The 24,354-nt window shown below is 40.7% G+C and carries 30 protein-coding genes; 17 read left to right on the top strand and 13 right to left on the bottom strand.

Translation table 11 applies throughout. The features are described from left to right. Nucleotides 1–38 precede the first annotated feature (38 nt). The 6 genes from ACE1CA_RS15725 (at nucleotide 39) to ACE1CA_RS15700 (ending at nucleotide 6,873) form a co-directional block, all read left to right on the top strand. Complete coding sequence (locus ACE1CA_RS15725; protein WP_413280582.1) at nucleotides 39–1,409, top strand: HlyD family secretion protein; 1,371 nt, start codon at nucleotides 39–41, stop codon at nucleotides 1,407–1,409. Between the two features lie 138 nt (nucleotides 1,410–1,547). Next, nucleotides 1,548–3,503, top strand: coding sequence for an ATP-binding cassette domain-containing protein (locus ACE1CA_RS15720; protein ID WP_413280583.1), 1,956 nt, complete (start codon nucleotides 1,548–1,550; stop codon nucleotides 3,501–3,503). Nucleotides 3,504–3,521: 18 nt separating this feature from the next. Beyond that, entirely contained in the window at nucleotides 3,522–4,634 is a 1,113-nt protein-coding gene (locus ACE1CA_RS15715; protein ID WP_413280584.1) for an ABC transporter permease, read from the top strand. 21 nt (nucleotides 4,635–4,655) lie between these two features. Then, nucleotides 4,656–5,780 carry an ABC transporter permease gene (locus ACE1CA_RS15710; protein ID WP_413280585.1) on the top strand — a complete coding sequence of 375 codons (1,125 nt, stop codon included), beginning with the start codon at nucleotides 4,656–4,658 and terminating at the stop codon, nucleotides 5,778–5,780. A 66-nt stretch (nucleotides 5,781–5,846) separates the two neighbouring features. After that, entirely contained in the window at nucleotides 5,847–6,353 is a 507-nt protein-coding gene (locus ACE1CA_RS15705; protein WP_413280586.1) for a hypothetical protein, read from the top strand. Beyond that, nucleotides 6,337–6,873, top strand: coding sequence for a hypothetical protein (locus ACE1CA_RS15700; RefSeq protein WP_486517942.1), 537 nt, complete (start codon nucleotides 6,337–6,339; stop codon nucleotides 6,871–6,873). The genes ACE1CA_RS15705 and ACE1CA_RS15700 overlap by 17 nt, the downstream gene beginning before the upstream one ends. A gap of 39 nt (nucleotides 6,874–6,912) precedes the next feature. Here the strand turns inward: ACE1CA_RS15700 and ACE1CA_RS15695 are convergent, their stop codons facing one another. From ACE1CA_RS15695 to mnmG, 11 genes are all read right to left on the bottom strand, one after another. Further along, entirely contained in the window at nucleotides 6,913–7,572 is a 660-nt protein-coding gene (locus ACE1CA_RS15695) for a Na(+)/H(+) antiporter subunit B (protein ID WP_486517940.1), read from the bottom strand. After that, on the bottom strand, nucleotides 7,572–8,150 hold the full coding sequence (locus ACE1CA_RS15690) for a DUF4040 domain-containing protein (protein WP_413280589.1): 579 nt from the start codon (nucleotides 8,148–8,150) through the stop codon (nucleotides 7,572–7,574). The genes ACE1CA_RS15695 and ACE1CA_RS15690 overlap by 1 nt, the downstream gene beginning before the upstream one ends. Then, nucleotides 8,143–8,421, bottom strand: a complete 279-nt coding sequence (locus ACE1CA_RS15685) for a monovalent cation/H(+) antiporter subunit G (protein ID WP_413262853.1) — start codon at nucleotides 8,419–8,421, stop codon at nucleotides 8,143–8,145. The genes ACE1CA_RS15690 and ACE1CA_RS15685 overlap by 8 nt, the downstream gene beginning before the upstream one ends. 11 nt (nucleotides 8,422–8,432) lie before the next feature. Continuing rightward, on the bottom strand, nucleotides 8,433–8,684 hold the full coding sequence (locus tag ACE1CA_RS15680) for a hypothetical protein (protein WP_413280590.1): 252 nt from the start codon (nucleotides 8,682–8,684) through the stop codon (nucleotides 8,433–8,435). Then, nucleotides 8,681–9,070, bottom strand: coding sequence for a Na+/H+ antiporter subunit E (locus ACE1CA_RS15675; protein ID WP_413280591.1), 390 nt, complete (start codon nucleotides 9,068–9,070; stop codon nucleotides 8,681–8,683). The genes ACE1CA_RS15680 and ACE1CA_RS15675 overlap by 4 nt, the downstream gene beginning before the upstream one ends. After that, entirely contained in the window at nucleotides 9,055–10,497 is a 1,443-nt protein-coding gene (locus ACE1CA_RS15670) for a cation:proton antiporter (RefSeq protein WP_413280592.1), read from the bottom strand. The genes ACE1CA_RS15675 and ACE1CA_RS15670 overlap by 16 nt, the downstream gene beginning before the upstream one ends. Beyond that, complete coding sequence (locus tag ACE1CA_RS15665; RefSeq protein WP_413280593.1) at nucleotides 10,494–10,829, bottom strand: cation:proton antiporter subunit C; 336 nt, start codon at nucleotides 10,827–10,829, stop codon at nucleotides 10,494–10,496. The genes ACE1CA_RS15670 and ACE1CA_RS15665 overlap by 4 nt, the downstream gene beginning before the upstream one ends. Before the next feature lie 124 nt (nucleotides 10,830–10,953). Continuing rightward, nucleotides 10,954–11,526 (bottom strand): TIGR04376 family protein, encoded by a 573-nt coding sequence (locus tag ACE1CA_RS15660; protein ID WP_413280594.1) that lies wholly within the window; start codon nucleotides 11,524–11,526, stop codon nucleotides 10,954–10,956. Nucleotides 11,527–11,607: 81 nt separating this feature from the next. Continuing rightward, on the bottom strand, nucleotides 11,608–12,900 hold the full coding sequence (locus ACE1CA_RS15655; protein WP_413280595.1) for a hypothetical protein: 1,293 nt from the start codon (nucleotides 12,898–12,900) through the stop codon (nucleotides 11,608–11,610). Between the two features lie 233 nt (nucleotides 12,901–13,133). Next, on the bottom strand, nucleotides 13,134–13,373 hold the full coding sequence (locus tag ACE1CA_RS15650) for a hypothetical protein (protein WP_413280596.1): 240 nt from the start codon (nucleotides 13,371–13,373) through the stop codon (nucleotides 13,134–13,136). Nucleotides 13,374–13,536: 163 nt separating this feature from the next. Next, nucleotides 13,537–15,441 carry a tRNA uridine-5-carboxymethylaminomethyl(34) synthesis enzyme MnmG gene (gene mnmG / locus ACE1CA_RS15645; RefSeq protein WP_413280597.1) on the bottom strand — a complete coding sequence of 635 codons (1,905 nt, stop codon included), beginning with the start codon at nucleotides 15,439–15,441 and terminating at the stop codon, nucleotides 13,537–13,539. Nucleotides 15,442–15,639: 198 nt separating this feature from the next. On the opposite strand from mnmG, the gene ACE1CA_RS15640 reads away from it, so the two are divergent. The 3 genes from ACE1CA_RS15640 to ACE1CA_RS15630 all read left to right on the top strand — a co-directional run bounded on the left by ACE1CA_RS15640 (nucleotide 15,640) and on the right by ACE1CA_RS15630 (nucleotide 17,215). Further along, on the top strand, nucleotides 15,640–16,494 hold the full coding sequence (locus tag ACE1CA_RS15640) for a hypothetical protein (protein WP_413280598.1): 855 nt from the start codon (nucleotides 15,640–15,642) through the stop codon (nucleotides 16,492–16,494). 126 nt (nucleotides 16,495–16,620) lie between these two features. Then, nucleotides 16,621–16,953 (top strand): DUF6883 domain-containing protein, encoded by a 333-nt coding sequence (locus ACE1CA_RS15635; RefSeq protein WP_413280599.1) that lies wholly within the window; start codon nucleotides 16,621–16,623, stop codon nucleotides 16,951–16,953. A 16-nt stretch (nucleotides 16,954–16,969) separates the two neighbouring features. Then, nucleotides 16,970–17,215, top strand: coding sequence for a DUF4926 domain-containing protein (locus ACE1CA_RS15630; RefSeq protein ID WP_413280600.1), 246 nt, complete (start codon nucleotides 16,970–16,972; stop codon nucleotides 17,213–17,215). Nucleotide 17,216: 1 nt separating this feature from the next. On the opposite strand, the gene ACE1CA_RS15625 is transcribed toward ACE1CA_RS15630, so the two are convergent. After that, nucleotides 17,217–17,429: a DUF433 domain-containing protein gene (locus ACE1CA_RS15625; protein WP_413280601.1), complete on the bottom strand. Its 213-nt coding sequence runs from the start codon at nucleotides 17,427–17,429 to the stop codon at nucleotides 17,217–17,219. 141 nt (nucleotides 17,430–17,570) lie between these two features. Between ACE1CA_RS15625 and ACE1CA_RS15620 the strand changes: the two genes are divergently transcribed. From ACE1CA_RS15620 to ACE1CA_RS15605, 4 genes are all read left to right on the top strand, one after another. Continuing rightward, nucleotides 17,571–17,888 (top strand): type II toxin-antitoxin system Phd/YefM family antitoxin, encoded by a 318-nt coding sequence (locus ACE1CA_RS15620; RefSeq protein WP_413280602.1) that lies wholly within the window; start codon nucleotides 17,571–17,573, stop codon nucleotides 17,886–17,888. 9 nt (nucleotides 17,889–17,897) lie between these two features. Beyond that, entirely contained in the window at nucleotides 17,898–18,149 is a 252-nt protein-coding gene (locus tag ACE1CA_RS15615) for a UPF0175 family protein (RefSeq protein ID WP_413280603.1), read from the top strand. Then, a complete protein-coding gene (locus ACE1CA_RS15610) occupies nucleotides 18,142–18,510 on the top strand; it encodes a PIN domain-containing protein (RefSeq protein ID WP_413280604.1) in 369 nt (122 codons plus the stop codon). Before ACE1CA_RS15615 ends, ACE1CA_RS15610 begins: the two co-directional genes overlap by 8 nt. 96 nt (nucleotides 18,511–18,606) lie before the next feature. After that, the gene (locus ACE1CA_RS15605) at nucleotides 18,607–19,104 is read left to right on the top strand and encodes a hypothetical protein (protein WP_413280605.1); all 498 of its coding nucleotides are present in this window, start codon (nucleotides 18,607–18,609) and stop codon (nucleotides 19,102–19,104) included. A 47-nt stretch (nucleotides 19,105–19,151) separates the two neighbouring features. Here the strand turns inward: ACE1CA_RS15605 and ACE1CA_RS15600 are convergent, their stop codons facing one another. Beyond that, nucleotides 19,152–20,462, bottom strand: coding sequence for a cytochrome-c peroxidase (locus tag ACE1CA_RS15600; RefSeq protein WP_486517936.1), 1,311 nt, complete (start codon nucleotides 20,460–20,462; stop codon nucleotides 19,152–19,154). A 612-nt stretch (nucleotides 20,463–21,074) separates the two neighbouring features. Between ACE1CA_RS15600 and ACE1CA_RS15595 the strand changes: the two genes are divergently transcribed. The 4 genes from ACE1CA_RS15595 (at nucleotide 21,075) to nrdR (ending at nucleotide 24,252) form a co-directional block, all read left to right on the top strand. Continuing rightward, nucleotides 21,075–21,410: a hypothetical protein gene (locus ACE1CA_RS15595; protein WP_413280607.1), complete on the top strand. Its 336-nt coding sequence runs from the start codon at nucleotides 21,075–21,077 to the stop codon at nucleotides 21,408–21,410. Between the two features lie 278 nt (nucleotides 21,411–21,688). Continuing rightward, nucleotides 21,689–23,224 carry a photosystem II chlorophyll-binding protein CP47 gene (psbB, locus tag ACE1CA_RS15590; RefSeq protein WP_413280608.1) on the top strand — a complete coding sequence of 512 codons (1,536 nt, stop codon included), beginning with the start codon at nucleotides 21,689–21,691 and terminating at the stop codon, nucleotides 23,222–23,224. A gap of 130 nt (nucleotides 23,225–23,354) precedes the next feature. Continuing rightward, nucleotides 23,355–23,453, top strand: a complete 99-nt coding sequence (locus tag ACE1CA_RS15585; protein WP_413280609.1) for a photosystem II reaction center protein T — start codon at nucleotides 23,355–23,357, stop codon at nucleotides 23,451–23,453. A gap of 238 nt (nucleotides 23,454–23,691) precedes the next feature. Beyond that, the gene (gene nrdR, locus ACE1CA_RS15580; protein WP_413280635.1) at nucleotides 23,692–24,252 is read left to right on the top strand and encodes a transcriptional regulator NrdR; all 561 of its coding nucleotides are present in this window, start codon (nucleotides 23,692–23,694) and stop codon (nucleotides 24,250–24,252) included. The last annotated feature ends 102 nt before the right edge of the window (nucleotides 24,253–24,354 follow it).

The raw sequence follows: 24,354 nt of genomic DNA, 5'->3' as shown, positions 1-24,354 counted from the left end.
TTGCGATTCCCCAGAGCTAAAACCAGGGAGTATAAACTATGACGCAAATAAGTTCACACTCGAAAAAATTTGTTCCAGATGCTCCAGAAAAAACTAAATCAGAGCATAAATTTAAACCTGGTTTATTACGAATTCCTCTAGCTTTGTTAATAGTTGGTGGGTTGAGTTTTTTCGCATGGAATTATTTTGCTCGTCCCGAGAAAGAAGCTTTAGAATTGAGTGGTAGAATTGAGGGGTATCCGACAGATATTGGTGCAAAGGTAGGCGGAAGAATTAGTTTAGTGACGGTGAGAGAAGGCGATCGCGTAAATCAAGGCGATATAATTGTGAGATTGGACGATGCAGAGATTCAAGCACAATTAAGAGGAGCAGCGGCAAGAATTACGGCAGCGGAACAACAAAAACAACAAGCATTATCACAAATTGAGGTAATAAATAGTCAAATTCAAGAAGCACAATTAAATATGCAGCAGGCGATGGGAGATGCGAAAGGAAAAATCTTTCAAGCAGAATCAAATTTAGCTGCTGCACAGGCGCAAACCAGTCAAGCGGAAGCGATAGTTAATCAAGCACAAGCGGAAGTTATTCGAGCGCAAACGCAGGTGGATCAAGCGAAATCGCAGTTAAAATTAGCGAGGGTGAATCGCGATCGCTACGCACAACTTTACAAAGAAGGTGCATTTTCCAAACAAGTATTAGATCAAGCACAAACTACCTTTGAAACTGCTCAAGCAACTTATGAAAATGCTTTAGCGGGGTTAGAAACTAACAAGGCAACTTTAGCAAGTAGAATAGCGGGTGTTGATGCGGCGAAAAGACAAGTAAATGCTGCTCAAGGTGCGTTATTGCAAGCACAAACTACGAGTATTAATCCTGAAATTCGCAATGCTCAAGTCAATGCTTTACGTAGACAATTAAATGTTGCCAAAGCGCAGTTAGCGGCGGCGGAAGCAGAAGTAAAAAATGCTCAAGCAGCACAACAGCAAATTCAAGCACAATTGTCTTATTTAAATGTAGTTAGTCCGATTACTGGAGTAGTAATTACTCGCAGCGTTGAACCGGGAGAAGTGGTAGCAACTGGTAAAACTTTATTAACCGTTCTTAACCCAAATTCTGTTTATTTACGAGGGTTCATTCCTGAAGGTAAAATTGGCGAAGTTCGGGTGGGACAAAACGCTAAAGTTTTCTTAGATTCGGCACCAAATCAACCTTTAAGTGCTAGTGTTGCTGCGATCGACACTCAAGCATCTTTCACCCCAGAAAATATCTATTTTAAAGACGATCGAGTTAAACAAGTTTTTGGTGTCAAACTTGCTCTTGACAACCCCCAAGGTTTTGCCAAACCAGGAATGCCTGCGGATGCAGAAATCCTCCCAGAACAAAAATCCTCTGCCAATACTACTCAGTAAAATCTCTTTCTTCTCTTTCTTCGTGTCCTTCGTGTCTTCGTGGTTCCCAAAAAAATAATTTTTAAACCACGAAGACACGAAGAAAACGAAGAGAAAGACTAAAAAGGTAATAGTAATAATGTAAATGAAGTTGGGAAAATGAGTCAGTCTATTATCGAAAATGCTGATTTTAGGATGCAACAACCCTCGAATAATTTAGTTATTGAGGTGGCAGAACTTTATAAAAGATATGGTAAGTTAACAGCAGTTCGGGGGGTTAATTTTGCGGTTCGACGGGGGGAAATTTTTGGTTTAATTGGGCCAGATGGTGCGGGAAAAACGACGACTTTTCATATTTTGGCGGGAGTGATGGAAGCATCGGCGGGGGATGTTTGGGTTTTGGGTAAAATTCCTCGCAATGCTAGGTTGGGAATTGGTTATTTAACACAACAATTTTCGCTTTATTTGGATTTGAGTATTGATGAAAATCTCCGCTATAGTGCGGGTTTAAGAGACGTTACAAATGAGTTATTTATGCAGCGTCGTGCTAAGTATTTGGGGTTAATGGGATTGGAGAAATTTGGCGATCGCCTAGCTGGACAACTTTCGGGAGGAATGAAGCAGAAATTGGCGCTTTGTTGTGCATTAGTTTCGCAACCGGAAATTCTACTTTTGGATGAACCAACAACAGGTGTCGATCCGGTTTCCCGAAGAGAATTTTGGGATATTTTGGCGACTTTAGCTAATGAGGGAACTACTATTGTTGTGGCGACTCCTTATTTAGATGAAGCGGAAAGATGTAACAGAATTGCTTTAATGTATGATGGGGAAATTCATCAAGTTGGGACGTTAAAAGAGTTAAGGGAAAGTTTGGGTTTAGAACGTTTAGAAGTTCGCACGAATGATTTACAAACTGCGGAGAAAGTTTTGTTAAAGGCGATCGCCAATTCCCAAAACATCGCTGATGTGCAAACTTTTGGCGACAGATTAGATGTTTTAGTGAAAAATGCTGCCAAGGGTAAATCGCAAGTTGAGGAAATTTTCCATCATTATGATTTAGCAATTAATTCTCTTGAAAGTGCAGAAGCGACGTTAGAAAATGTTTTTGTAACTCGCTTGCGTCAAGAAGGTTCAGATCCTCCTTTTGTGACTTTTCCTAAATCAAAAGCTTCTCGTTCTCAGTCCGATATTGCGATCGGTGCTTACAATTTACAAAAGATTTTCGGAAATTTTGCAGCAGTTAAAGGCGTAACGTTAGAAATTAAATATGGGGAGATTTATGGATTATTAGGCGCAAATGGTGCGGGGAAAACGACGACAATTAAAATGCTTTGCGGGTTGTTGGAAGCTAGTAATGGAGAAATTTATTTAGGCGGACAAACTAGCAATTTACGTAGTAAGGAATTGCGCCGACGTATTGGTTATATGAGTCAGAAATTTACGCTTTATGATGACTTATCCATCTTGCAAAATTTGCAATTTTATTGCGGCGTTTATGGCGTACCAAGGCGATCGCGTCAAGAGAAAATCGACTGGGTTTTAGAAACCTGTGGTTTAGCGGGACAAGAAAATTTGATTACCGGACAATTACCCGGAGGATGGAAGCAAAGAGTTGCTTTTGGCGCTTCGGTAATGCACGAACCAGATATATTATTTTTGGATGAACCTACTTCTGGTGTCGATCCTTTAGCAAGGCGACAATTTTGGCGATTTATTAATGAATTTGCGCGTCAAGGAACGGCAATTTTAGTTACAACTCACTATTTGGAAGAAGCAGAACAATGTAATCGCATGGGTTTTATGGTAGCAGGTGAAGTTGTAACGCAAGGTTCACCAAGCGAAATTAAAGCAGAACAACCGGGAGAATTAATTGAGTTAGTTACTAACAACACTCAAGCTGCTTCTGACTTACTAAAAACTGAATTGGAATCTTGGCGAGTTTCGATTTTTGGCGATCGCTTACACATCGTTCTCGATCGTCCAAAAACCGAACTTCCCGAAATTCGTTCATTTTTACAAAATGCGGAAATAAACGTGCAATCTTTACGCAAAATTCCCTTTTCTTTAGAAGATGCTTTTATTGGAACAGTGCAACGCGCACAACAAAAAGTTTAGTTATCGGCGTGATTGAAAATGAAAAGAATCATCTCCCAATGTATTAAAGAATTAGCACAGTTTCGGCGCGATCGCTTAACTCTTGCCTTAGCGATTTTACTACCAATAGCTACACTATTTATTTACGGTTATGCGATTCGTTTAGAAACTAGAGATATTCCCATAGTTATTCAAGATTTTAGCATGACTCCCTTAAGTCGCAGTTATATAGAACAGCTATTTGCGACTAACAAATTTGCACCTACACCTGGGATAGGGAACGGTAATGCTGCTGGTGCGATCGATCGCGGAATTGCCAAAGCAGCAATTATTATTCCCCCTGACTTTGACAGAGAAATAAAAGCTAATAAACCTAGTACAATTCAAGTTTTAATTGATGGTACAGATGCCAATAATGCCAGAGTAATTCAAAATAGTATTAAAGCAACAACTCAAGCATTTGTTAGAAGTTCTCAGTTGCAACCAAGTAATAATAACAATAATATTGTAACTCGAACTCGTCTTTGGTTCAATCCCGGAAGGAAAGAATCACTGTATATTGTACCGGGAGTTTTTGGGGTAATTTTGTGGATTTTTCCTTCTTTGTTAGCTGCGATCGCAATGGTAAGAGAAAAAGAAAGAGGCACAATTTTACAAGTTTATGCTTCCAGTTTAACTGCTGCTGAACTATTACTTGGTAAACTATTAGCTTACTTTTTAGTAGGTGTTGCTGAAGCTATATTTGTCATTATTTTAGGTGCGATATTATTTCAAATTCATTTAGCTGTAGAACCAACACCTTTAATAGTTGGAACTTTGGTTTTTTTAATGACTAGCGTCATGTTTGGGTTAATGATTGGTACGAGAGCAAGCAATCAAAACGCCGCCGTTCAAGGAGTAGCTTTTGCTGGTTTTACCACAGCATTATTACTTTCGGGTTTTATCTATCCCTTAACTAATATTCCCTTTCCTTTATCGTTAATTTCTAACGTTATCCCGGCAAGATATTACATTGAATTAAGTCGAGATGCTTTTGTTAGAGGTTCTGGTTGGTTAGGTGTTTGGTATGTACCAATAGTTTTGTTTTTAATCTTTCTCTTCTTCTTTAATGTTGCTAGACGGAACTTAAGCAAAATGCAATTACCAGATTAATTAATCAAGGGGTAAGAAACTATGAAGTTTATAAATTGGTTGTTAGAAACTCCCTTAATTGCTTTGATTATCAAAGAGATTAACCAAATTTTACGCAATAAACAGTTAATGTTTTTGCTCCTATTCCCGCCAACAGTACAATTGTTAGTTTTCGGTTTCTCTCTTAACCCAGATGTGCAACATTTAAAACTAGGAATTATTGATTATGCTAACACTTATGAAAGTCGAGAATTAATTGCCTCTTTTACCGAAAATGACCTTTTTGAACCGAAGATTTATACTTACAGTCAATCAGAATTAAGTCAAGAAGTAAGAACTGGAAGAATTACTGCTGGGTTAGTCATTCCGCCTGACTTTGATCGCAATTTATCCCAAAACAAACCCGCAGAAATTCAAGTTTTGATTGATGGTGTTGACGCAAACACCGCCGGAATTGCCAATGGATATATTAACCAAATTGTCAATCAATATAGTCGCAGTTTAAACGAAAATCGATCGCCGCCATTAGTGCAAGCGCAAAGCGTTTTTCTCTATAATCCTGGGTTACTAAGTACTTGGTTTATTGTCCCTGGAGTCATGGGATTAGTGTTAAATTTAACTAGCACTTTGGTTTCCGCAACCACAGTAGTTAAAGAAAAAGATTCCGGGACTTTAGAACAATTATTAATGACTCCCGCCGATGCTTGGGAAATTTTATTAGCCAAAATTGTGCCGCTTTTTGTTCTGTTAATGGGAGATGTTTTACTAGCTTTAAGTATTGCTAAATTTATGTTTAAAGTACCAGTTAGAGGTAATGTAATTCTCTTTTTTGCCTTTGCGGGACTTTACGTATTTGTGGGAATTGGTATTGGGATCATGTTGGCAACTTTAGCAAAGAGTCAGCAACAAGTAATTTTGATTTCTTTCTTTATTAATTTACCAGTAATTCAGCTTTCAGGAGCGATCGCACCCATTGAAAGTATGCCAACAATCTTTCAAGACCTTTCTTGGTTTAATCCTTTACGCCATTTTGTCACCATTACCAGAGGTTTATTACTCAAAGGCGTAGGAATAGAAGTACTTTGGCCTAACGTATTAATGTTAGCAATTTTCGCCGTAGTTCTGCTCACAATTAGTATTAATCGGTTTCGTTCTCAGTTAAGTTAAAATAACTAAAGTAGCAAAGGTACGTAGTAAAATATTTTTTAGTTAGAAACTTTATAGGCAAATAATGTGTGCAGTGACCCAGAAAAAAGGAGTCAATCTAGCAATTACCCAACCAACGAAACAATAGCAGGTGAAACACCTAGTACCAAGCTAGGGAAAGAAATTCACGCTGAACGAGCAGCGCAAAGACGGGCTTCGGGTCAGTACGATTTAGTAAATGAAGCCATACCCGATAAAGCAGGAAATCCTATTTTTGTTCCCAAGGAAATTGATATGAAGACCGGAAAACCAAAACCCGATACTCCGCTTCAAAAAGCAGTTCCAGATGCAGTAAATTTTACGCAAGCACTTATCATTGATGATAAGCCATTGGGACGACCAATAATGAAAGATCGCCAGGAAATTATTCGTTTTATTAACGCATATAAAGAAAGAGAAGGTGTGTTGCCTCAAACCATTGAAATTCATCGCTATGATGAAAATGGACAGACGGCTAGGATTGAATCTTATCAACCAGAATACTTTTTACCCAAAACCACTAGTGGAGGTACAGAAAATGTCGATGGAACATAAAGCATTTGTGTTCGATTATGATGCTTTTACAAGCGAATTTAGCAGTACCTTAGAAACTGCTTTAATAACCAATAATACAGAGAAACTAGTCAGCTTTATAGAGCAGAACATTGATTTCTTAAAAGATCCTTACGAAGGTGAACCACTAGATAATAATTGGCAAAGTATGTTGGAAATAGATGATCCTCAACAATGCGGCGACTTTGCAATTACAAAATTTTACGATCCTCAAAATGACGTAGGTCTTGGCTATAGCTGGGAAAAAATCCAAAACATTCTTAAAGAGGAATTTGGTATACCTTGGATTATTTTTGGCGATAGTTTTGTAGCAAATAAAAATTATTTCGATCCAGGAAAAATGGGATCGTACTTTCAATCACCTACTCTAGTCAAACAAAATTTAAGCTTGATAAAAGATTTACTTGAACAGAAACCACAGTATTTTTCTGTTCTAGAAGGGGTAATTAAAATGCTTCAGAACGCTTTAGCACAAAATCTAGGACTTTACGTAGCATTCTAAATTAATGTTGAAGCTAAAACATTTCCTGCCCTCTGGTACCTATAACAATCCTCGATAACGAATAAAAACTAACACAGCTGCCCAAGAACCTAATGCCACTTTTATTGCAACCAAAATATTGAGAATGGGGATAATACCACCGCTGAAAAGATCGCCTAATTCTCCGTGTGGTAATTCTATTCCGATCAAAGTAATCGCTGCTAGGACAACGAACACCAGAACCGAAATTTTCTCTAAAATAGCAGCTTTCCAACGTTGGTAAATCGCTTGCATCCACTCTGGAGATGAGGTGATCGCCACCAGTCCGATCGCAGTTCCTAAAGCCACCCCAGCCGCAAATCCACCACCCGGACTCAAGTGCCCTCTAATTGCCAATTCAATTCCCACTAACGCCGAAATTGTAGCTCCCAAACGTGCCAAAATAATCGAGGGTTCATCTGTAAATTGATAAACCTGACTTTGGGTTTTTTCATTCGCCATTAGATAATAACAACCCATGATCGCGATCGTAAAAACTACCACTTCAAAGATCGTGTCATAGAGGCGATTCATTAAAATAATTCCCGTAACGGCATTAGGTATGCCAGTATCTTTGACGATCGCTTCCACGATCGGCAATGATGAAACCAGATTAGGATTAGGTACAGCTAAAACTTTGAGAAACAGTGCTATTCCCGCTACAATATAGACCCAATTCATCAATGCTTCTCCCCTGAATCTGGTATGTTTACATAAGTCAAGCTAGTTTCTTCTGAGGACAGTTCACTTTCCATAATCTCGTAGATGCGTTTAACCCTAATTGCAGTCTGATATGGTTGTTTTTCTGCTTCCGCATCGTCCGATTCCGATCGCACAAATGGAACACAAGTTGCATGAATTTCCCTTTCCTTTAAAGCCTGTTGTAAGTCTTCTGTATCTTTAAAAGGAACGAGTTCCAGACGCATATAACGTTTATTAAAAATTCTGCGTAACTCTTTTCTAAGTCGTTCAAAATTCAGGTTTTCCTCTGACTCGATCGCCATATCTTTGAGCACACCCAGACGCATTACCAAGGACGATCGCACTGCCACCGCATACAAAGTAATCGCCAGCATTGTACCCACCAATGCTTCCGTCAAAGCCACATCTGCTGCGCCCAAAATCGCATATAGCATTGCCGCTATTGCTCCCAGGATGCCACGAATCACCAGCGCATGATACGGATTAGCCTCACATACCACCATGCCAGCAGCCAAGGGAAGCAAGGGGACGAGTGCATAAATATAATTATCATTCATGGCTTCCCTCGCTACCGGAACTGTATGCCAACACATAACCGAGCACTGTATTCCAAATTGCTAAACAAATGAGTGCCAGGAGTAGCAAAGGCCATTCGTTTGGTCTGACTAATATTAACCCGACGACGATCGCCATCGATCCCAAAGTATCAGCAACCGAAAGACTATGTAGCTTAAATAATACCGATCGCTTCCTCAGTAGATGAGAAGTTCCCCAAAACCAAAAGACGAGTCCTAAACCAATCAAAATGTAACTTAATAAGTCGATCATAAATGAATAATTTACACCTCATTTAATCGTTTGAGAATCTGAGCCAACAACATGAATCCCGCATTTCCCACACTTAAAATGATCACTCCAGCGACACCAACCATCCAATCATCGCGGATAACAGAGACGACCAAAATGATAATTGATGTCTTACTCGCCACACTGGTAAGTGATAACATCTTTTGCCAAATATTATCATCTTTCAATGCTTGGTAAATGGGTATGAGCAGGGCTAAAATCATTGCCAATAGCACCACATTCATTGGTTTTTCCTCCTCCGTACCCAGTGAACTTCGTACCAGCCATCTTCGTGATATTTCATAACAATAGTCTTTGGCGTAAAAGTGATTAAGAAGATATCTATAAATATCAATGTTGGAGTCCGTTGCGGTTTGACTCGCTCCATTGTGATATCTTCTTCGTTATGTGGACGAAGCATGATTTGAAATGCTTCCATGTATGCTTGGGGAATCGCCACCAGAATTTCACGGAATACCCGCAGCCAGTCTTTCAATACTACTGGAGTTTTCTGAAGACCGGGCAATAGAAATGCCACAATGATGCCAATTATGATATTTTGCCAACTAAAATTAGCGGTGAGCAAAAACCAAATTGACAATCGCAATATCAGATTTAAATACCCAACCATGCAAACCCCTTCCAGAACAAAAAGACTAAAATCAAAGTCATTACACCAATCAGATGATCGAACTTTTCAAGGGTACGAGGCAGCTTGATTACTAAATGTTTGAAAATCAAAAGGTACGCCAACCATCCAATGCCGATCGTTGCCAGGGGTTTGATGATATTTTCCCAGGTATAAGCTTCGTAATAGGCAACATTGGCGATAAACAGCCCACCGATTAACGTGATTACTGCCACCCAGAAACCTGGCTTTGTATTATTTTCTGTTCCCCCTCGCGGCAAAAAGATGAATTTGGCAAATGAGATTGCTGTACCCAAGGCGGCAACGTTCATGACGATCGCTTGCCAAGGCAAAAAATTCTTCGATGTCAACACCTTTGCCCCAAAGCCAGACAACAAGGGAAATCCAGAGATTGAGAAACTAGCTATCACTAAGGCAATCCAAATCGGCGTACTAATCGGCTGATGTTGCAGTTCCTTAAAGTTGCGACTTGGTAAGTTACCCGCAATTAAAAACAGTGCCGATTTAACCAATCCATGTGTCAGCGCATAAAAGCCCCCAACAATCGGGGCGGCGAGGATAAAGCCTAACTGGGAAACGGTGTGAAACGCCAACATTCGCTTAGTGTCTTTTTCAAAGACGGCATAGAACACTCCTAAAAGTGCCGTCCCCACGCCGAAAACTCTGACGATCGTCTCAACCTCTGGCACCATCAGCGCACAACGCACCAGTGGATAAACCCCAGCTTTTACCACAACTCCCGACATCAGCGCCGACACAGGCGTTTCCGATTCTGAGTGAGTCAAAGGCAACCATAATCCCGATACAAAAATTCCCCCTTTTGTCAAGAGTCCCAGAAAAATCAAGGCTAGGGCTTCGGGGGGTGCATCGCGCAAACCTGCAAAACTAAAGGAATTATGGGCTTGATAGACTAATACTGCGCCGATCAGATAAAAAAGTAATGCGACGTTGCTGACGCAGAGATAGCGCAAGCCCACCCAGATCGATCGATCCGTCCGAGGATAAACTATTAAGAGAAACGCGGCAATTCCTAATACTTCTAACGCCACGTATAAAGTTACAAAATCCGCACAGATAAAAGCGGAATTAATGCTGCCATGTAAAATAATGGCTTGGGTATAAAAAAAAGTCGTCTTTCCGCTGTTCCAACAATAGAAGATTACTGCTGCCGTTACCAGCGCATTTGTCAATATGAAGAAAGCACTTAATTGGTCGGCATATAATCTAACACCGAAATTATCGAGTAATAGAAGTGAGACAGGAGATTTTTCCGTGAATAGGAGTGAGGCAAATCCAGCCGAAGCTAAGGCGACTCCTAGTGCTAAAAAGCGATCGAGTAATGGGAATAGATAGATGAAGAACCCGACAAAAAATGGGAGTGTAACCCATGCGATCGTAATAGTATTCATGGTGTATTATTTTTCTCGATCTCGTTGCTTTCCAACGTTGGATTATTCCGCGCCAGTTTCATGGCACCAACCAGCATTAATGCTTGAATCGAAAAGCCGATCACGATCGCTGTTAATATGACTGCTTGAGGGACTGGATCGGCGTAAGCACCTTTTTTAACGGTACCCAAAATTGGTGTGAACAAACCCTCTCGTGACGCGATTACCACATAATAGGCGATCGCCCCGGTACTCATAACATCCATAGAGATGATCTTCATCATCAGGTTTTTTTTCAGGATAATGCCGAAAAATCCGCAAAATATCGTTGCTAATACGCACGCTTCTATCACGAGAATTGGTTGGTTGGTAAAGGAGCGATCGCAACTATCTTATCAAAGCTACACTTACAGAACACAAAAAACTCAGAGCCAGACCATAACGATTTCAAACTATAACCATTGCAAATCTCAATCATTAACGTCCCATATTTTTCTTCATTTGGTCTAACTCTTCTTGCGCTTCCCAGCGGTTAAATTCCGCTTCTAAAGAATCCATCCCACCAGTAGGTTTAAAAGTACTCCCTTGACTCCAACCCACATTTTGCGCCCCCGCTTTTGCACTAGCCCTCGCCGCTTCTGCTTGCGCCGCTTTTGCCCGCACTTCCTGTCTTCGCACCTGAATTTGTTGATACAATTCCTGAGTTTTCGTAATCCGTTCTTTCACCCCTTTCATGTGTCCCCAAAGCTGATTTCCTTGGCGCAACAAAGCCGCTTCGTGTTCCTGTGCAGGTTTGACTAAATCCATTCTATTTGCCGCTTTCGCCTTCTCAATGCGAATATGCCAGCGTTGCACTTCTTGTGCAGCGTTCAAAATTTGTTCTTCGACCTTTTTTTCTTGCAAATTCAAATCAGCAATTAACCGCTTCGTATCTTCTTCTTGTTCCCGTAATTGTTCTTCTAAAGCTTGCAATTCCAAATGTGGATTATTGCGAAGGTATTCTTCTAAGCGACTTTCTAAAAAACGACTTAAATCTTCAAATAAACCCACTGCCTAAACTCCTTTTTATAAATTATAAGTTTTGAATTTTAAATTTTGAATTTAAAACTCAAAACTCAAAACTCAAAACTTCTAAAACTGTTGTCCGACAAAGATCGATCGAACTTCGCCATTTTTGCGGATCACAGCTTCCGAATTTTCGTTATTAATTTCTACCAAAGTCCAACCACTTGAACCAATGCTTTCCCCAACATAAATCCGTCGGGAAACACCACCTACTTCAAAGATAGCCGCTGACCTGTCTCCCAGAACTAAAACTCCGCGCAAACTATATTGATTACCAGGAGTAGAAGCGGTAGCCTGGGGAGACCGATTTCTAAAAGTAGGTTGTTCTGTAGCTGAAGGAGGAACTGCTACCACTCTCGGAGATTCTGATGCTGCTTGGGTTGGAGAAGGAGTTGGTTTTGTAGCAGCAGTTGTTGGTTTTACAGCAGCAGTTGTTGGTTTTGTAGCAGTAGTTGTTGGTTTTACAGTGGATGAAGCTGTTTGAGTTGTTAAAGCAGCATTAAGTTTGGGAACAGTAGGCGCTTTTTCCACAGGACGAACAGCTTGTCTAGCTTCAGGTTTAGGACTTGCTGCTGGTTTTGGGGAAACTTGCGCTGTCGCAGTTGCTTTTGGTGTGGGAGAAGCAGAAGCTGCTGGACTTGGGGTAGCAGCTTGGGGGGGAGGCGTGGCTGCCGGAGAAGCTGGATTTGTATAAACTATTCTAGGTTGGGGATAAACTGGGATGTAAACTCGTTCTAAAACATTAGGACGACTTGGATTTTGAGGTAAATTACCTGGAGACAACACGGGTAATTGTGTTTGAGTTGGTGGAGGTGCAGGTGGAATTACAGGAACTTGCTGGCGATTTTCTGCTTTTTCATCGATACTTTCTAGCGATCGCTGCATATAATCTACAAAAGCTAAATCCCTTTGTGTTGCTTGTGTCGCTTTCGTAGTCGAAACTGAATTATTCCCCAATAACGAATTCAATCTACCTTGACCTAAAACCCACAATAGCAAAGTAATTCCCAAGGAAGTACAAGCCGCAATCAATAACCATTTTTCCAGGGATTTTCCAGACTGCTGACGCTTTGGAGTTGTTTCTGGTTTAGTAGTTGGTTCTACTTCTGTTACTTTGGAACGAGTGGTAATTTCGGCTGGAATGGTTACAGATGGAACAGCCATTTTTTGGAAAGAAATGTATTCTGCGGGCTCAGGTGGTACGATCGGTGTTTCGCTACCAGATTCAAGTACTCTTTCCACATCTGCGAAAATATCATCCATCAAACGATTGGCGTTCGCATCCATCGACCAAGGTTGGTCTGATTTTCCTTCTAAAGACTTAACCGCAATCTGGTTAGTACTAACTTCCTGTGGCATAAATGGCTCATTCACTCCTTGCTGATTTTAACGATAGCGTTTAAAGGTGGGGATGACGCGAAGTGCGAAGCTAAAGTTTCTATACAAAATATTGCTACAACCCTAACAATTATAAGCTTCTAATCAGCTATAGCTTACAGCAGATTTTTCTGTGTTGGTAGTTGGTGATGGGAAAGTTCACCATTCCTGCTTCTAATACCAAGTCAAATTGGTAAAAACCATCACCTACACTTTCACACTTTATCACTGCCATAAAAAGAACATTGCGCTTGTGCGTCTATTCCTTTCCCCGATGGTTGGTACAGAAACACTCTTTCTACTTGAAACCATTCTCCATCCTTAAATACACAATCTCCCACTCTCGGAATAATGCGATAAGCTTTCACCCACTCTTTATCTTCAATAGGTGCGCTTCCAGTGTTGGGATGTTCAAAAGATGCGTAATAGACGAATTGAATTAAGTATGTCTCCATAAAATAATGCTGGATAAAACCCCAGACATTATACGCAACTGGTGAAATTCTTGCCGGAAAATTTCTATCAATTAGTACGTTGTTGCGCTTTAGCGCTCTTATTACCAAATAAAATAAGAGCGCTGAAGCGCAACAACGTACCTAATTTTGATCTTAATGAGGTTTATTCGACACCCGCTGTACTCAACTGACGGGAACGAAGTTCTAAATACACTAACAAAGCGTTAATATCTGCTGGGTTAACTCCGCCAATTCTAGCAGCTTGTCCGATGGTTAACGGTTTGACTTTTGCCAGTTTTTCGCGAGATTCTTTGGAAAGAGTTTCGATTACAGAGTAATCTAAATCTGGGGGAAGTTTGCGGTGTTCGTGTTTGGCGATTTGGTCGATTTGATGTTGTTGACGTTGCAAGTATCCTGAATATTTCAGGTCAATTTCTACGCCTTCTCTTTCTGCTTGGTTTAAGTCGGGGTTTGCCAATCCGTATTTGTTTAAATCAAGATAATGAAATCCGGGACGACGCAATAAGTCTGCTAAGGTAATGGAACCTTTGATTGCTTGCTGGGTGTCATTTACGATCGCTTTTCCCACTTCATCATTTTCTTTAATCCGCTGACTGTACAATCGCTCTTTTTCCGCTGTAATATTCCCTTGTTTCCAATTAAACAATTCCCAACGACGGTCATCAATTAACCCAATTTCTCTTCCTAATGGTGTGAGTCTTTGGTCAGCGTTGTCCGATCGCAATATTAACCGATATTCCGATCGACTTGTCAACATCCGATAAGGTTCGCGCAAATCTTTTGTACACAAATCATCCACCAAAGTCCCAATGTAACTTTGTTCGCGAGGGAAAACAATCATCTCTTGATTTCTCACAAATCTCGCCGCATTCACACCCGCAACAAAACCCTGCGCTGCTGCTTCTTCATAACCCGTTGTTCCATTAATTTGTCCCGCACAAAACAACCCTTGAATTTTCTTGGTCATCAAAGTTGGGTAACACTGAGTTGCGGGTAAATAATCATATTCCACCGCATAAGCAGGACGCAACATTTCGCAGTTTTCCAAACCGGGAAGACTCCGCAACATTAATAATTGTAGATCTTCTGGCAACCCAGTAGAAAATCCTTGAATATACAATTCTGGAATATCTCGACCTTCTGGTTCGATAAAAATCTGATGACTTTCCTTATCAGCAAATCGGACAATCTTATCTTCAATACTAGGGCAATATCTCGGCCCTTTAGCATCAACCCAACCACCATAAACGGGAGACAAATGTAAATTTTCCCGAATTAAACGATGAGTTTCTGCGGTTGTCCTTGTCATATAACAAGGCATTTGTTCTCTTTCTACCCAAACTTCCGGGTCAAAACTAAACCAGCGAACTTCTGCATCTCCCGGTTGTGGTTCCATTTTAGTATAATCGACCGATCGCTTATCAACTCTTGCCGGAGTTCCTGTCTTTAACCTTCCCGTTTCAAAACCTAACCGATTCAAAGTTTCTGTCAATCCAACTGCGGCAAATTCTCCCGCACGTCCGGCGGACATTGACTTATTTCCCACCCAAATTTTCCCACCCAAAAATGTGCCAGTGGTGAGAATTACTGCTTTACATCCAAACGCTACACCGAAGTAAGTTTCAACACCAATTATTTCTTCGTTTTTCCCCAAAACTAAATCTGTCACCATGCCTTCGCGGACTGTCAAATTGGGTTGATTTTCGACAATTCGCTTCATTACCGCTGCATATTCTCGCTTATCTGTTTGAGCACGTAAAGCCCAAACTGCTGGCCCTCTAGAAGAGTTTAGCACTCGTTTTTGCAGGTAAGTGCGATCGGTCATTTTGCCGATTTCGCCCCCAAGTGCATCGATTTCATGTGTTAATTGAGACTTCGCTGGCCCACCCACTGCGGGGTTACAAGGTTGCCAAGCGATTTTATCAAGATTAAGAGTTAAAAGTAAGGTACTACAACCGAGTCGTGCGGTAGCAAGTGCAGCTTCACAACCGGAGTGTCCTGCACCAACAACAACAATATCAAATTCTTTTTGGAATTGTACAGACATAGGGGGTTAAGCGTGCGATCGGAGTCAAGGTTTGAGTAGCAAGGACTCATTGGTTTATTGTAGCGGTTAGTTTAGCAGCCTGTGTTAACTAAGCAAATGCACTATTGACAAACAAAGTTTTATTGTGTCAATATTAACTATGCCTGTACATACTAAAAAATAACAAAATCTCATTGTAATAAAGAAGAGGTATCATAAATGGTCTTTAATTGCTTTCGTGATGCTAAGATTAAAGGGAAAAAAGATAAGTGTGAATGGGAAGAAGGTAATCTTCGGGATTTTGTAGCCCAGTTTAATCAGACATTCGGAAGTAAATATCTTTTGGTGGAATGTTTAGATAAGGACACTACCCAGAAGCAACCAGAAGTTTTGCTTCAATGGGAAGGTCATCAAAATATGGTCATTGAGCGTAAAACAATTGTATACCCTCCCAATTATTACGATTTACATCAGCGATGGCATAAATTCTTTGATGAATTTAAAAAATTTTACGATGAGAGATTAAAATCGGTACTTCCTGAAGACGTTTGGCAACTTGAACTTAAAGTAGAAAATTTGCCTAATAAAGATGAGGAAATTGAGGAAGTAGCAAAAAAAGTAGTAGATATTATTTTAGAAAAATGGAACAAAGGTCAGTACCTTGGTAAAATTAGATCACTTGTACCAATGCCTTGGTGTTTTCAGAGTTTACCAGTAATTGAAAGGGATGAAAATACCCCTAATTCAGGTATTTTTATATGCGAATGGCGAACACCCATATTGGATCTTGAAGATGAGAATATCGATCCATTTTCTAAAGCTGCAAAATATGTAGAAAATGAAATCAGTAGGCTAATCAAAAAAGCTGAACCAAAATTTATAAATTATGCTGATTGTCTACGTATTTTGATTTTAGAACCTTGTGGTGATATTGATTTAATACCTGATCCTTGGGCTATCGCAGAAAGTATTCATAAGGCTCCTAAACCAGCTAATATAGACCAAATATGGATTGCCGAAGGGGGATACAACGATGATTCAGATTTGCAAATAGAGTATATAAGAGCCTGCTGAATTAATAAAGTACAGATAATGATGCGATCGCTTCATCTGCAAGGATAATTACAGAGGAGCGATCGCACTTTTAAAATACGAATTCCTTGCTAAACTCAGAGTATTAAGATAAAGCAAAACATTATTGTGAAACTGCCAAATAGCGATCGCGCAGTTATTGAACCAGCCAAGCTTACCCAGTATTTACTAAACCTTGAACATCGACGAGGCAGTGCTAAGGCGCGTTTGTTGCTAAGATTTGGTTATAGCCCAGAAAATTGGCAACAATTAGAAGCAGATATCCGCCAATATCATCTGGATGCAGATGTAGAATTAACAAAACAGAATCCTTACGGAATTCGGTATGAAATTAGTGCAATCTTACAAACACCTACAGGGGAATCACTTCTTTTAAGAACAGTTTGGCAAGTAGATATAGGTACAGATTTTCCTCGATTAATTACAATGATTCCAGATTAGAACAAAGGGAGGTAATATGGATTTCCAACTCTATACAGATGTTGTACTTGTGCGCGATGTAGTGGAAGAACACCTTCGTCTAGGAGATGTGGGTACAGTAGTTGAACGTCATGATGTTTTCGGACTAGAAACAGGTTACAGTGTGGAATTTTTTGATATGTTAGGTTCTACAATTGCTGTGGTAACTTTGCCAGGGAGTATGCTACGCGCACCTACTCATGGAGATATACCTTCTGTGCGATCGGAAGCAGTTACTATTTAATTTAGAAATTTATTTTGGCTACCAATTCTGCTGCATACGCTAGTGCTGCGTCTATTTGTTCTTTTGTTAGTTCATATTCTTGCATTACTTCCTCAAAATTCATTCCCCCAGCTAAAGAACCGATGACAATAGATACAGGTACTCGCGTTCCCGTAATTACAACCGCACCATGATGGATATCAGGGTTTATAGTTATGTAGGGTGCAATTTCCATTAATTTATTTGCTAATTTGACTTAACTTCATTATATAAGGAAGAAGCTATGGGCTTCCAAATATACAAATAATAATTAGAGGAGAGCGATCGCACTAGATAATCCCATCTGTTAAAATTGATTATCTAACGAGGTGTAAGTATGACAAAAGTAGATGCAAACCAAGCCCAAAATCGATTAACAGAGATTATTAATAGTGTAGGCGATCGCGGCGACAGAGTTGTAATCGAACAAGAAGGTAAAGCAGTAGCAGCGATTATTAGCTATGAGGATTTAAAGCGATTAGAAGCTTTAGAAGATGTCAGAGATGCGGAAATGATGCGGCGTACTTTGGCGGAACATCAAGAATTTGTTACGCTGGAAGAAGTTATAGCCAATTACAATAAATTGCACGGCACAGACTTTACCATAGAAAGCATTCTCAATGACAGTAATGATGAAGTTTATCAAAATTTGTAGGTGTTAAAAATGTACCAAGTTACCCTATTTTTAGCAGAGGAAACTTTGTCAGCACTCCAACTGACACCCGAACAAATGCGCGATGAGATGCGTTTGGCAGCGGCGGTTAAGTTTTATGAGTTAGGTAGACTTTCCTCTGGTGCAGCAGCAGTTATGGCAGGAATACCAAAACCAGTATTTTTAAGTAAGTTAGCAGAATATGGAGTAGATACTTTTCGGCTAAATGAAGCAGAATTGATAGAGGATTTAGAGCGTGCCTAATCTGATTAGTAACACATCGCCAATACAATACCTTTATCAAACAGAATTGCTTGATTTACTGCCAATGTTGTACGGTGAAATTCTATCACCTGTAGCAGATATTCTTGGTGCTGGAGAACAAGAAGCGATCGCTTTAGCAGTAGAAATTCCTGATTCTTTAGTTATTTTGGATGATGGACTTGCCAGACGCTATGCTAAGACTTTGGGAGTGCAGTTAACGGGAACTCTCGGTGTTATTTTGAAGGGTAAACAATCGGGATATTTGAGTGAGATAATGCCAGTTCTCGATCGACTTGATTCTCTCGGCTTTCGGCTAGATTCATCTACTCGTGCTTCTGTGCTGAGACTTGCTGGAGAATAGAGATAGCTTCACAAAACAAAATTATAGAAAAGCGATCGCATTAGGGTGGATAAGCGTAATGATGATGAAGTTTATCAGAATTTGTAGGTATTAAATATGAAATATCTGTTGGCTATTTTATTAGCGTTCAGTTTGGTAATTATAAACGCAGAAATCGGCAGATCGGAGTTTAAACAACCCGCAGATATTTCGAGAATGTTTCCCCCAGAATTAACTAAATCCATTACCTTGTCAGGAAGTTTATCTGCCTATCAATTTAACACTGCTAGAGAACCTACAGTTGCCATCTATTCAAAAAAAGTGGAGTTGAATATGGTTTACAATGGCATCGATGATGAAACCTGGCCTTATACAAGAATTTTAGCTACACTTTTAAACAATGTTTGCCAAATCAAAGATGCCAGCTTTTCGAGAAATTTAATTGAGCAAACTTATCGTTCTCGATCGCTCACTCCTCCTGTAAATTTGGGTGGTAATGCGGGAACTAGTGTTTTACAGAGGAAAAGTGTGACTCGGAATGGTTGCTTGGTGACAGTTGAAGTTAAAGGCGCTCGGTGGCATACAATTACAACTACGATCGCCCCAGCTAGATAGTACAAATAACTGCGTTGTTTGAAAAAGAGCGATCGCACCTTATCATCCTAATTAGAAACGTTATAACCATCAGTGAGGGTTTTCATAAAAGCAACAATCGCATCTTCTTCAGCGTCAGTTAAACGCAGATCTCCTAGTTCGTCTTTATTCACATTTTCCTTCACTTCTGGAGCAGGCCAACAATTTTTTGCTAGCGCTTCTGCCTCAGTCATTCTACTTGGACAAGTTGGTATAGTGTCCCTGGTATTGTAAAAATGAACGACGGATTTTAACGATTTGAAATAGCCATTGTGGGTGTAAGCTTTTTTAAATTCACTTGAGGGGCGCATATCTACATTACGCAGAGTTGGTACTTTTTGTTTACCCATGTTGGCATTAGCATAAAACTTATACCAACGATTTGTGGCGAGAAATTCACCTAATCCTTTGTCAACCCAATTTTTGCCATCGGGGTTGATTTTACTAGGCATAGTATACCAGGGATTTTCCGGGTTGGGTGGTGTTCCCAAATTGTCGTAGGTGAAGTCGGTAAACAGGGGGCGTTCTCCATGTAAACCTGGTTTAGAGATATGACATTCGGCACATTTGCCTTTATCATTAAACAGTTCTAATCCTTTGGTTTCTTGGGGTGTAAGTTGTACTTTACCTGCTAAGTAGTAATCATATTTAGAAGTAAAGGCGCTGACTTCGGGGGATGCTTCGTAAGCTGCTATGGATTGAGCGATCGCATCGTAAGCTTTCTCAACTTTACTTCTCTCTTCTGAAGATAAAACCACTTCTTTATCCCCAGCTTTTGAGTCCATTTTAGACCAGGAAATATTGCAAATCTCCTTCCCCCAAATATCTGTTAAGGAAACGGGATATTTGTTTTCACAAACTCGATGCACAATATAAGCACTATCCACAAGTCCTTGTTCCACATTCTGCATAAAAGGCCCTTGAGCTTGATCGGCAGCCGGATTTCCTAGTTTTTCGCCTGTTGCCCGCCCATCATAAAAGTTGCCACCTACAAATAATGGCTGTTCCTCGTCAATTATAAAATGAAGAATCGGGCTAAAAGTGGCATAAGCGACAGTGGGTGGCTTACGGTTGCCAAATAAAGTTTTGACTGAACCTTCGTAAACCGATCCTTTGACATTGATTAATTCATCATCTCCCGTCCAGCCTATCTGGGGGACATGACAAGTTGCACAGGATTGATTTTTGTTGAGGGAAAGGGTCTTATCAAAAAAGATCGATTTTCCCAATTTTTGTTCGTTACTCAGCGGCATAGAACTCGATGCAGGTATGGGAGTGAAGACACCTCCCATCACGCAGAAAAAATGATTACTGTGCATATTAACAAGATAAATTTGCACATTTTTTGGTTCAACATTCTGTTTTTCTCCTACACAATGGATTGAAAAACAACCGATTGATTGTTTTTTTGGTTATGATTACCTTATTCGGGTGTAAAATGGTAAAAATAAAAGCTTCACAGATCGGGGGTTTATCTGGAAAACGGAAATATAGACAACAAATATTTCCCAATATCCCCTTGACATTCTTACTCCAATCCTCTATTTAGTTTTTCGCTCCATACATGACTCTATAACTTTAATTTTTGTAAATTGTCTATTTTTATTAGAAAAATACAATTCTTGATTTTGTGGTTACAATTCTTTGATTTAATTTACTAATTTAAGCGAGCATTATCAAGAGATTATTTAACAGTTTAGTCCTACAGAAACTTATCTTGATAGAGCAATTCATTTCCTGTTACATCCATCAGGATTAACGGCGAGAGTGTGAATAGGATTCTCTGATTATTGTGGTGCGAGCATCTTGCTGGCTTATATATCCCTAGCGAGCAAGATGCTGGCACTACCCTTAACTGAACCGTATTAACATATAATCTAATCGCCTTCTGTAGGAATCACTCCTGCGATCGGGCTTTGATCAACTTAAGTTAACTCATACAAAGAATATCAGTGAAATATTTTTTTCTTTCTGATGGTTGGACTTATGGGCGCGTGTGGTCGTCCGACGGACTGTGGAACGATGCAACTTGGCGGCGCAAACCCCACATTCAACGCTTAAACCTTTATTTTTTGGAGCAAAACGAACAATTGTGGCTGTATCGGGTTGAAGATGCCATTTTAACCGTAGAAGTAAAACCTATAGCCCCAGAACAAATTGAACGGGCAGCTGGTGCGATCGGTCAAGTAGTACTCAAACGACTAATTAGTGGCGACCAAGTGCTAGAACGGCTGAGTGCCGCCGAAACAGTTTGTCAAGTAAAAAATATTCAATCCGTCGTATTGTAACTTAAACTTAAAACTGTAACTTGGGGAGTGCAGCTGATGGTGAGATCGAGTGCTGTCAACAATACAGCGCTTAAATCTTCTTGCAATAGGCGCAATCAAAAGTTACACTTCTTTAAATACTCTCATTTTGTTAAACTCATTGTTAAACTGCCCAAGGTATCTTAATTAAAGGCAACTTTAGGAAGATTTCCTGGACAGCCGCAGCAAACAAAACCTTAACAAACTGCACAAAAGTTCGTCGATCCGACATCACTCATCATCGAGGAGGAGCGTAGTCAATGGGACTACCCTGGTACCGAGTACATACAGTCGTCCTGAATGACCCAGGCAGATTAATATCTGTACACCTGATGCACACTGCCCTCGTGGCAGGTTGGGCTGGTTCGATGGCCCTGTACGAATTAGCGATTTACGACCCCAGCGACCCCGTTCTCAATCCTATGTGGCGGCAGGGTATGTTCGTCATGCCCTTCATGGCACGCTTAGGTGTAACGGACTCTTGGGGCGGTTGGAGCATCATCCCTGACAAAGTAAATATTAATCCAGGTATCTGGAGCTTTGAAGGTGTTGCTGCCGCTCACATCATTCTGTCTGGTTTGCTGTTCCTAGCTGCCGTATGGCACTGGGTTTACTGGGATTTGGAACTATTCAGAGATCCCCGTACTGGCGAACCAGCACTGGACTTGCCAAAAATGTTTGGCATTCACTTGTTCTTATCTGGTTTACTTTGCTTTGGTTTCGGTGCTTTCCACCTCACAGGTCTGTTTGGCCCTGGAATGTGGGTTTCCGATCCTTATGGCTTAACCGGGCACATTCAACCCGTAGCCCCTGAATGGGGACCAGCCGGATTTAACCCCTTCAACCCTGGTGGCGTTGTGGCACACCACATTGCCGCAGGTATTGTGGGGATTATTGCTGGTTTGTTCCACTTGTCAGTGCGACCACCGGAAAGACTCTACAAAGCTTTGCGGATGGGGAACATTGAAACCGTGCTTTCTAGTAGTATTGCAGCGGTGTTCTTTGCTGCCTTTGTGGTCGCTGGTACTATGTGGTACGGCAGTGCGACTACTCCGATCGAACTATTCGGCCCCACCCGTTATCAGTGGGATAAAGGTTACTTCCAACAAGAAATCCAACGCCGCGTACAAGCAAGCGTAGCCAATGGTGCAACTTTGGCTCAAGCTTACGAACAAATCCCGGAAAAACTGGCTTTCTACGATTATGTAGGTAACAGCCCCGCTAAAGGTGGTTTGTTCCGCGTTGGCCCAATGAACAACGGAGATGGTCTAGCTCAAGGTTGGTTAGGTCATCCAGTATTCAAAGATGCAGAAGGTCGGGAATTAACCGTTCGTCGCTTGCCTAACTTCTTTGAAAACTTCCCTGTAGTTCTGACTGACAAGGATGGCATCGTTCGTGCTGACATTCCTTTCCGTCGTGCTGAATCTAGATACAGCTTCGAGCAAGTTGGCGTGAGTGTTAGCTTCTTCGGTGGCGCACTCGATGGCAAAACTTTCACCGATGCTGGTGATGTGAAGCAATATGCGCGGAAAGCTCAATTGGGCGAACCTTTTGAGTTCGATCGCGAAACCTTAAACTCTGACGGTGTGTTCCGTACCAGCACTCGCGGTTGGTTCACCTTCGGACACGCAGTATTTGCCCTACTATTCTTCTTCGGTCACATTTGGCACGGTTCTCGTACCATCTACCGTGACGTATTTGCGGGGATCGATCCCGACCTGTCTGAAGAACAAGTAGAATGGGGCTTCTATCAGAAAGTGGGTGACAAAACTACCCGCCGCGATCAACCGATCTAATCTCTGGTTTGAAGACTTTTTGCTGAAGGTCTAGCGACTAACTAATTTAATTTATTTTGTTAGGGCGTTAGACCTTTGTGTGAAAGTAATTGGTAAAATCTTAATTGGCAGGATAGTCAGGATTTTTGATATGGAAAGTATTGCTTACGTTCTGATCTTAGCCCTTACATTGGGTGTGCTGTTCTTTGCGATCGCTTTTCGGGAACCTCCCCGCATCGAGAAGAAATAACCCGCTTGTTTCATAACGGTTACAATTTAAAACTGGCAACAGCTGTTACCATTGGTAACAGCTGTATTTGCTGTTTTTACTAAAAAGTTAGGTTTTGTGTCAAAATCTCGATAGAAGGGCGATCGGCTCGGCTCAGGATTTAGCTTGCATTTTTCCCTCTCTGACCAAGATATCGAAGATGCAGCTTAAACCACGATTAGCTTACCAAGCTTATTTAAGTATAAAAGGATTTTACAAAATGCGCTGTCCTTTCTGTAATAACCCAGATAACCGTGTGCTGGAGTCACGTTCAGCAGAAGGCGGACAAAGTATTCGCCGTCGTCGAGAATGTCTCAGGTGTAAGCGTCGCTTTACCACTTACGAACAAATTGAATTTGTCCCGGTGACAGTGATTAAGCGAGATGGCAGACGAGAAGGTTTCGATCGCTCTAAACTCTTAAGAGGAATCGTCAGAGCTTGCGAAAAAACTGGCATACCCCAAATGCGTTTAGAAGAAATTACAGATGAGGTAGAAGCAGAACTGCAACAAAGGGAAGTCCGCGAAGTTACCAGCAATGAAATAGGAGAATTAGTATTGCAAAAACTCCGCTATTTAAGTGAAGTAGCTTACGTCCGCTTTGCCTCAGTCTATCGTCAGTTTCGTGGGATTGCTGATTTTATTCATACCTTAAATCAACTCCGCAATGACAATAGCACAACACATAGAGAAGGAAGATCCCCAACTAATACTTCCATCGGGGATTCTAGCTTAGAAACAGAGGAAACTGAAAAAACTGTAACTTTGAGCGCCCATTCTTAAAATTTAGTAAATTCTTATCCAGCCAATATTCTGTACTGCTGCATACCTCAGCCAGAGAAACTATTGTGCCATGTTTGCCATGTTTAGGCGTAAAACCAAGAA

Origin of the sequence: Floridaenema evergladense BLCC-F167 (assembly GCF_041929205.2) — a bacterium.
GTDB lineage: Bacteria > Cyanobacteriota > Cyanobacteriia > Cyanobacteriales > Aerosakkonemataceae > Floridanema > Floridanema evergladense.
This window is presented reverse-complemented; position numbering and strand designations above follow the sequence as displayed.

Coding starts and splice junctions, on each gene's coding strand:
- ACE1CA_RS15700 (WP_486517942.1), top strand. CDS start 6,337: ATGTCGATGGAACATAAAGCATTTGTGTTCGATTATGATGCTTTTACA.
- ACE1CA_RS15650 (WP_413280596.1), bottom strand. CDS start 13,373: ATGGAGACATACTTAATTCAATTCGTCTATTACGCATCTTTTGAACAT.
- ACE1CA_RS15675 (WP_413280591.1), bottom strand. CDS start 9,070: ATGGTTGGGTATTTAAATCTGATATTGCGATTGTCAATTTGGTTTTTG.
- ACE1CA_RS15690 (WP_413280589.1), bottom strand. CDS start 8,150: ATGAATGATAATTATATTTATGCACTCGTCCCCTTGCTTCCCTTGGCT.
- ACE1CA_RS15615 (WP_413280603.1), top strand. CDS start 17,898: ATGTACCAAGTTACCCTATTTTTAGCAGAGGAAACTTTGTCAGCACTC.
- ACE1CA_RS15630 (WP_413280600.1), top strand. CDS start 16,970: ATGGATTTCCAACTCTATACAGATGTTGTACTTGTGCGCGATGTAGTG.
- ACE1CA_RS15670 (WP_413280592.1), bottom strand. CDS start 10,497: ATGAATACTATTACGATCGCATGGGTTACACTCCCATTTTTTGTCGGG.
- ACE1CA_RS15725 (WP_413280582.1), top strand. CDS start 39: ATGACGCAAATAAGTTCACACTCGAAAAAATTTGTTCCAGATGCTCCA.
- ACE1CA_RS15655 (WP_413280595.1), bottom strand. CDS start 12,900: ATGCCACAGGAAGTTAGTACTAACCAGATTGCGGTTAAGTCTTTAGAA.
- mnmG (WP_413280597.1), bottom strand. CDS start 15,441: ATGTCTGTACAATTCCAAAAAGAATTTGATATTGTTGTTGTTGGTGCA.
- ACE1CA_RS15680 (WP_413280590.1), bottom strand. CDS start 8,684: ATGAATGTGGTGCTATTGGCAATGATTTTAGCCCTGCTCATACCCATT.
- ACE1CA_RS15720 (WP_413280583.1), top strand. CDS start 1,548: ATGAGTCAGTCTATTATCGAAAATGCTGATTTTAGGATGCAACAACCC.
- ACE1CA_RS15695 (WP_486517940.1), bottom strand. CDS start 7,572: ATGAATTGGGTCTATATTGTAGCGGGAATAGCACTGTTTCTCAAAGTT.
- ACE1CA_RS15620 (WP_413280602.1), top strand. CDS start 17,571: ATGACAAAAGTAGATGCAAACCAAGCCCAAAATCGATTAACAGAGATT.
- psbB (WP_413280608.1), top strand. CDS start 21,689: ATGGGACTACCCTGGTACCGAGTACATACAGTCGTCCTGAATGACCCA.
- ACE1CA_RS15710 (WP_413280585.1), top strand. CDS start 4,656: ATGAAGTTTATAAATTGGTTGTTAGAAACTCCCTTAATTGCTTTGATT.
- ACE1CA_RS15715 (WP_413280584.1), top strand. CDS start 3,522: ATGAAAAGAATCATCTCCCAATGTATTAAAGAATTAGCACAGTTTCGG.
- nrdR (WP_413280635.1), top strand. CDS start 23,692: ATGCGCTGTCCTTTCTGTAATAACCCAGATAACCGTGTGCTGGAGTCA.
- ACE1CA_RS15585 (WP_413280609.1), top strand. CDS start 23,355: ATGGAAAGTATTGCTTACGTTCTGATCTTAGCCCTTACATTGGGTGTG.
- ACE1CA_RS15640 (WP_413280598.1), top strand. CDS start 15,640: ATGGTCTTTAATTGCTTTCGTGATGCTAAGATTAAAGGGAAAAAAGAT.
- ACE1CA_RS15685 (WP_413262853.1), bottom strand. CDS start 8,421: ATGATCGACTTATTAAGTTACATTTTGATTGGTTTAGGACTCGTCTTT.
- ACE1CA_RS15605 (WP_413280605.1), top strand. CDS start 18,607: ATGAAATATCTGTTGGCTATTTTATTAGCGTTCAGTTTGGTAATTATA.
- ACE1CA_RS15625 (WP_413280601.1), bottom strand. CDS start 17,429: ATGGAAATTGCACCCTACATAACTATAAACCCTGATATCCATCATGGT.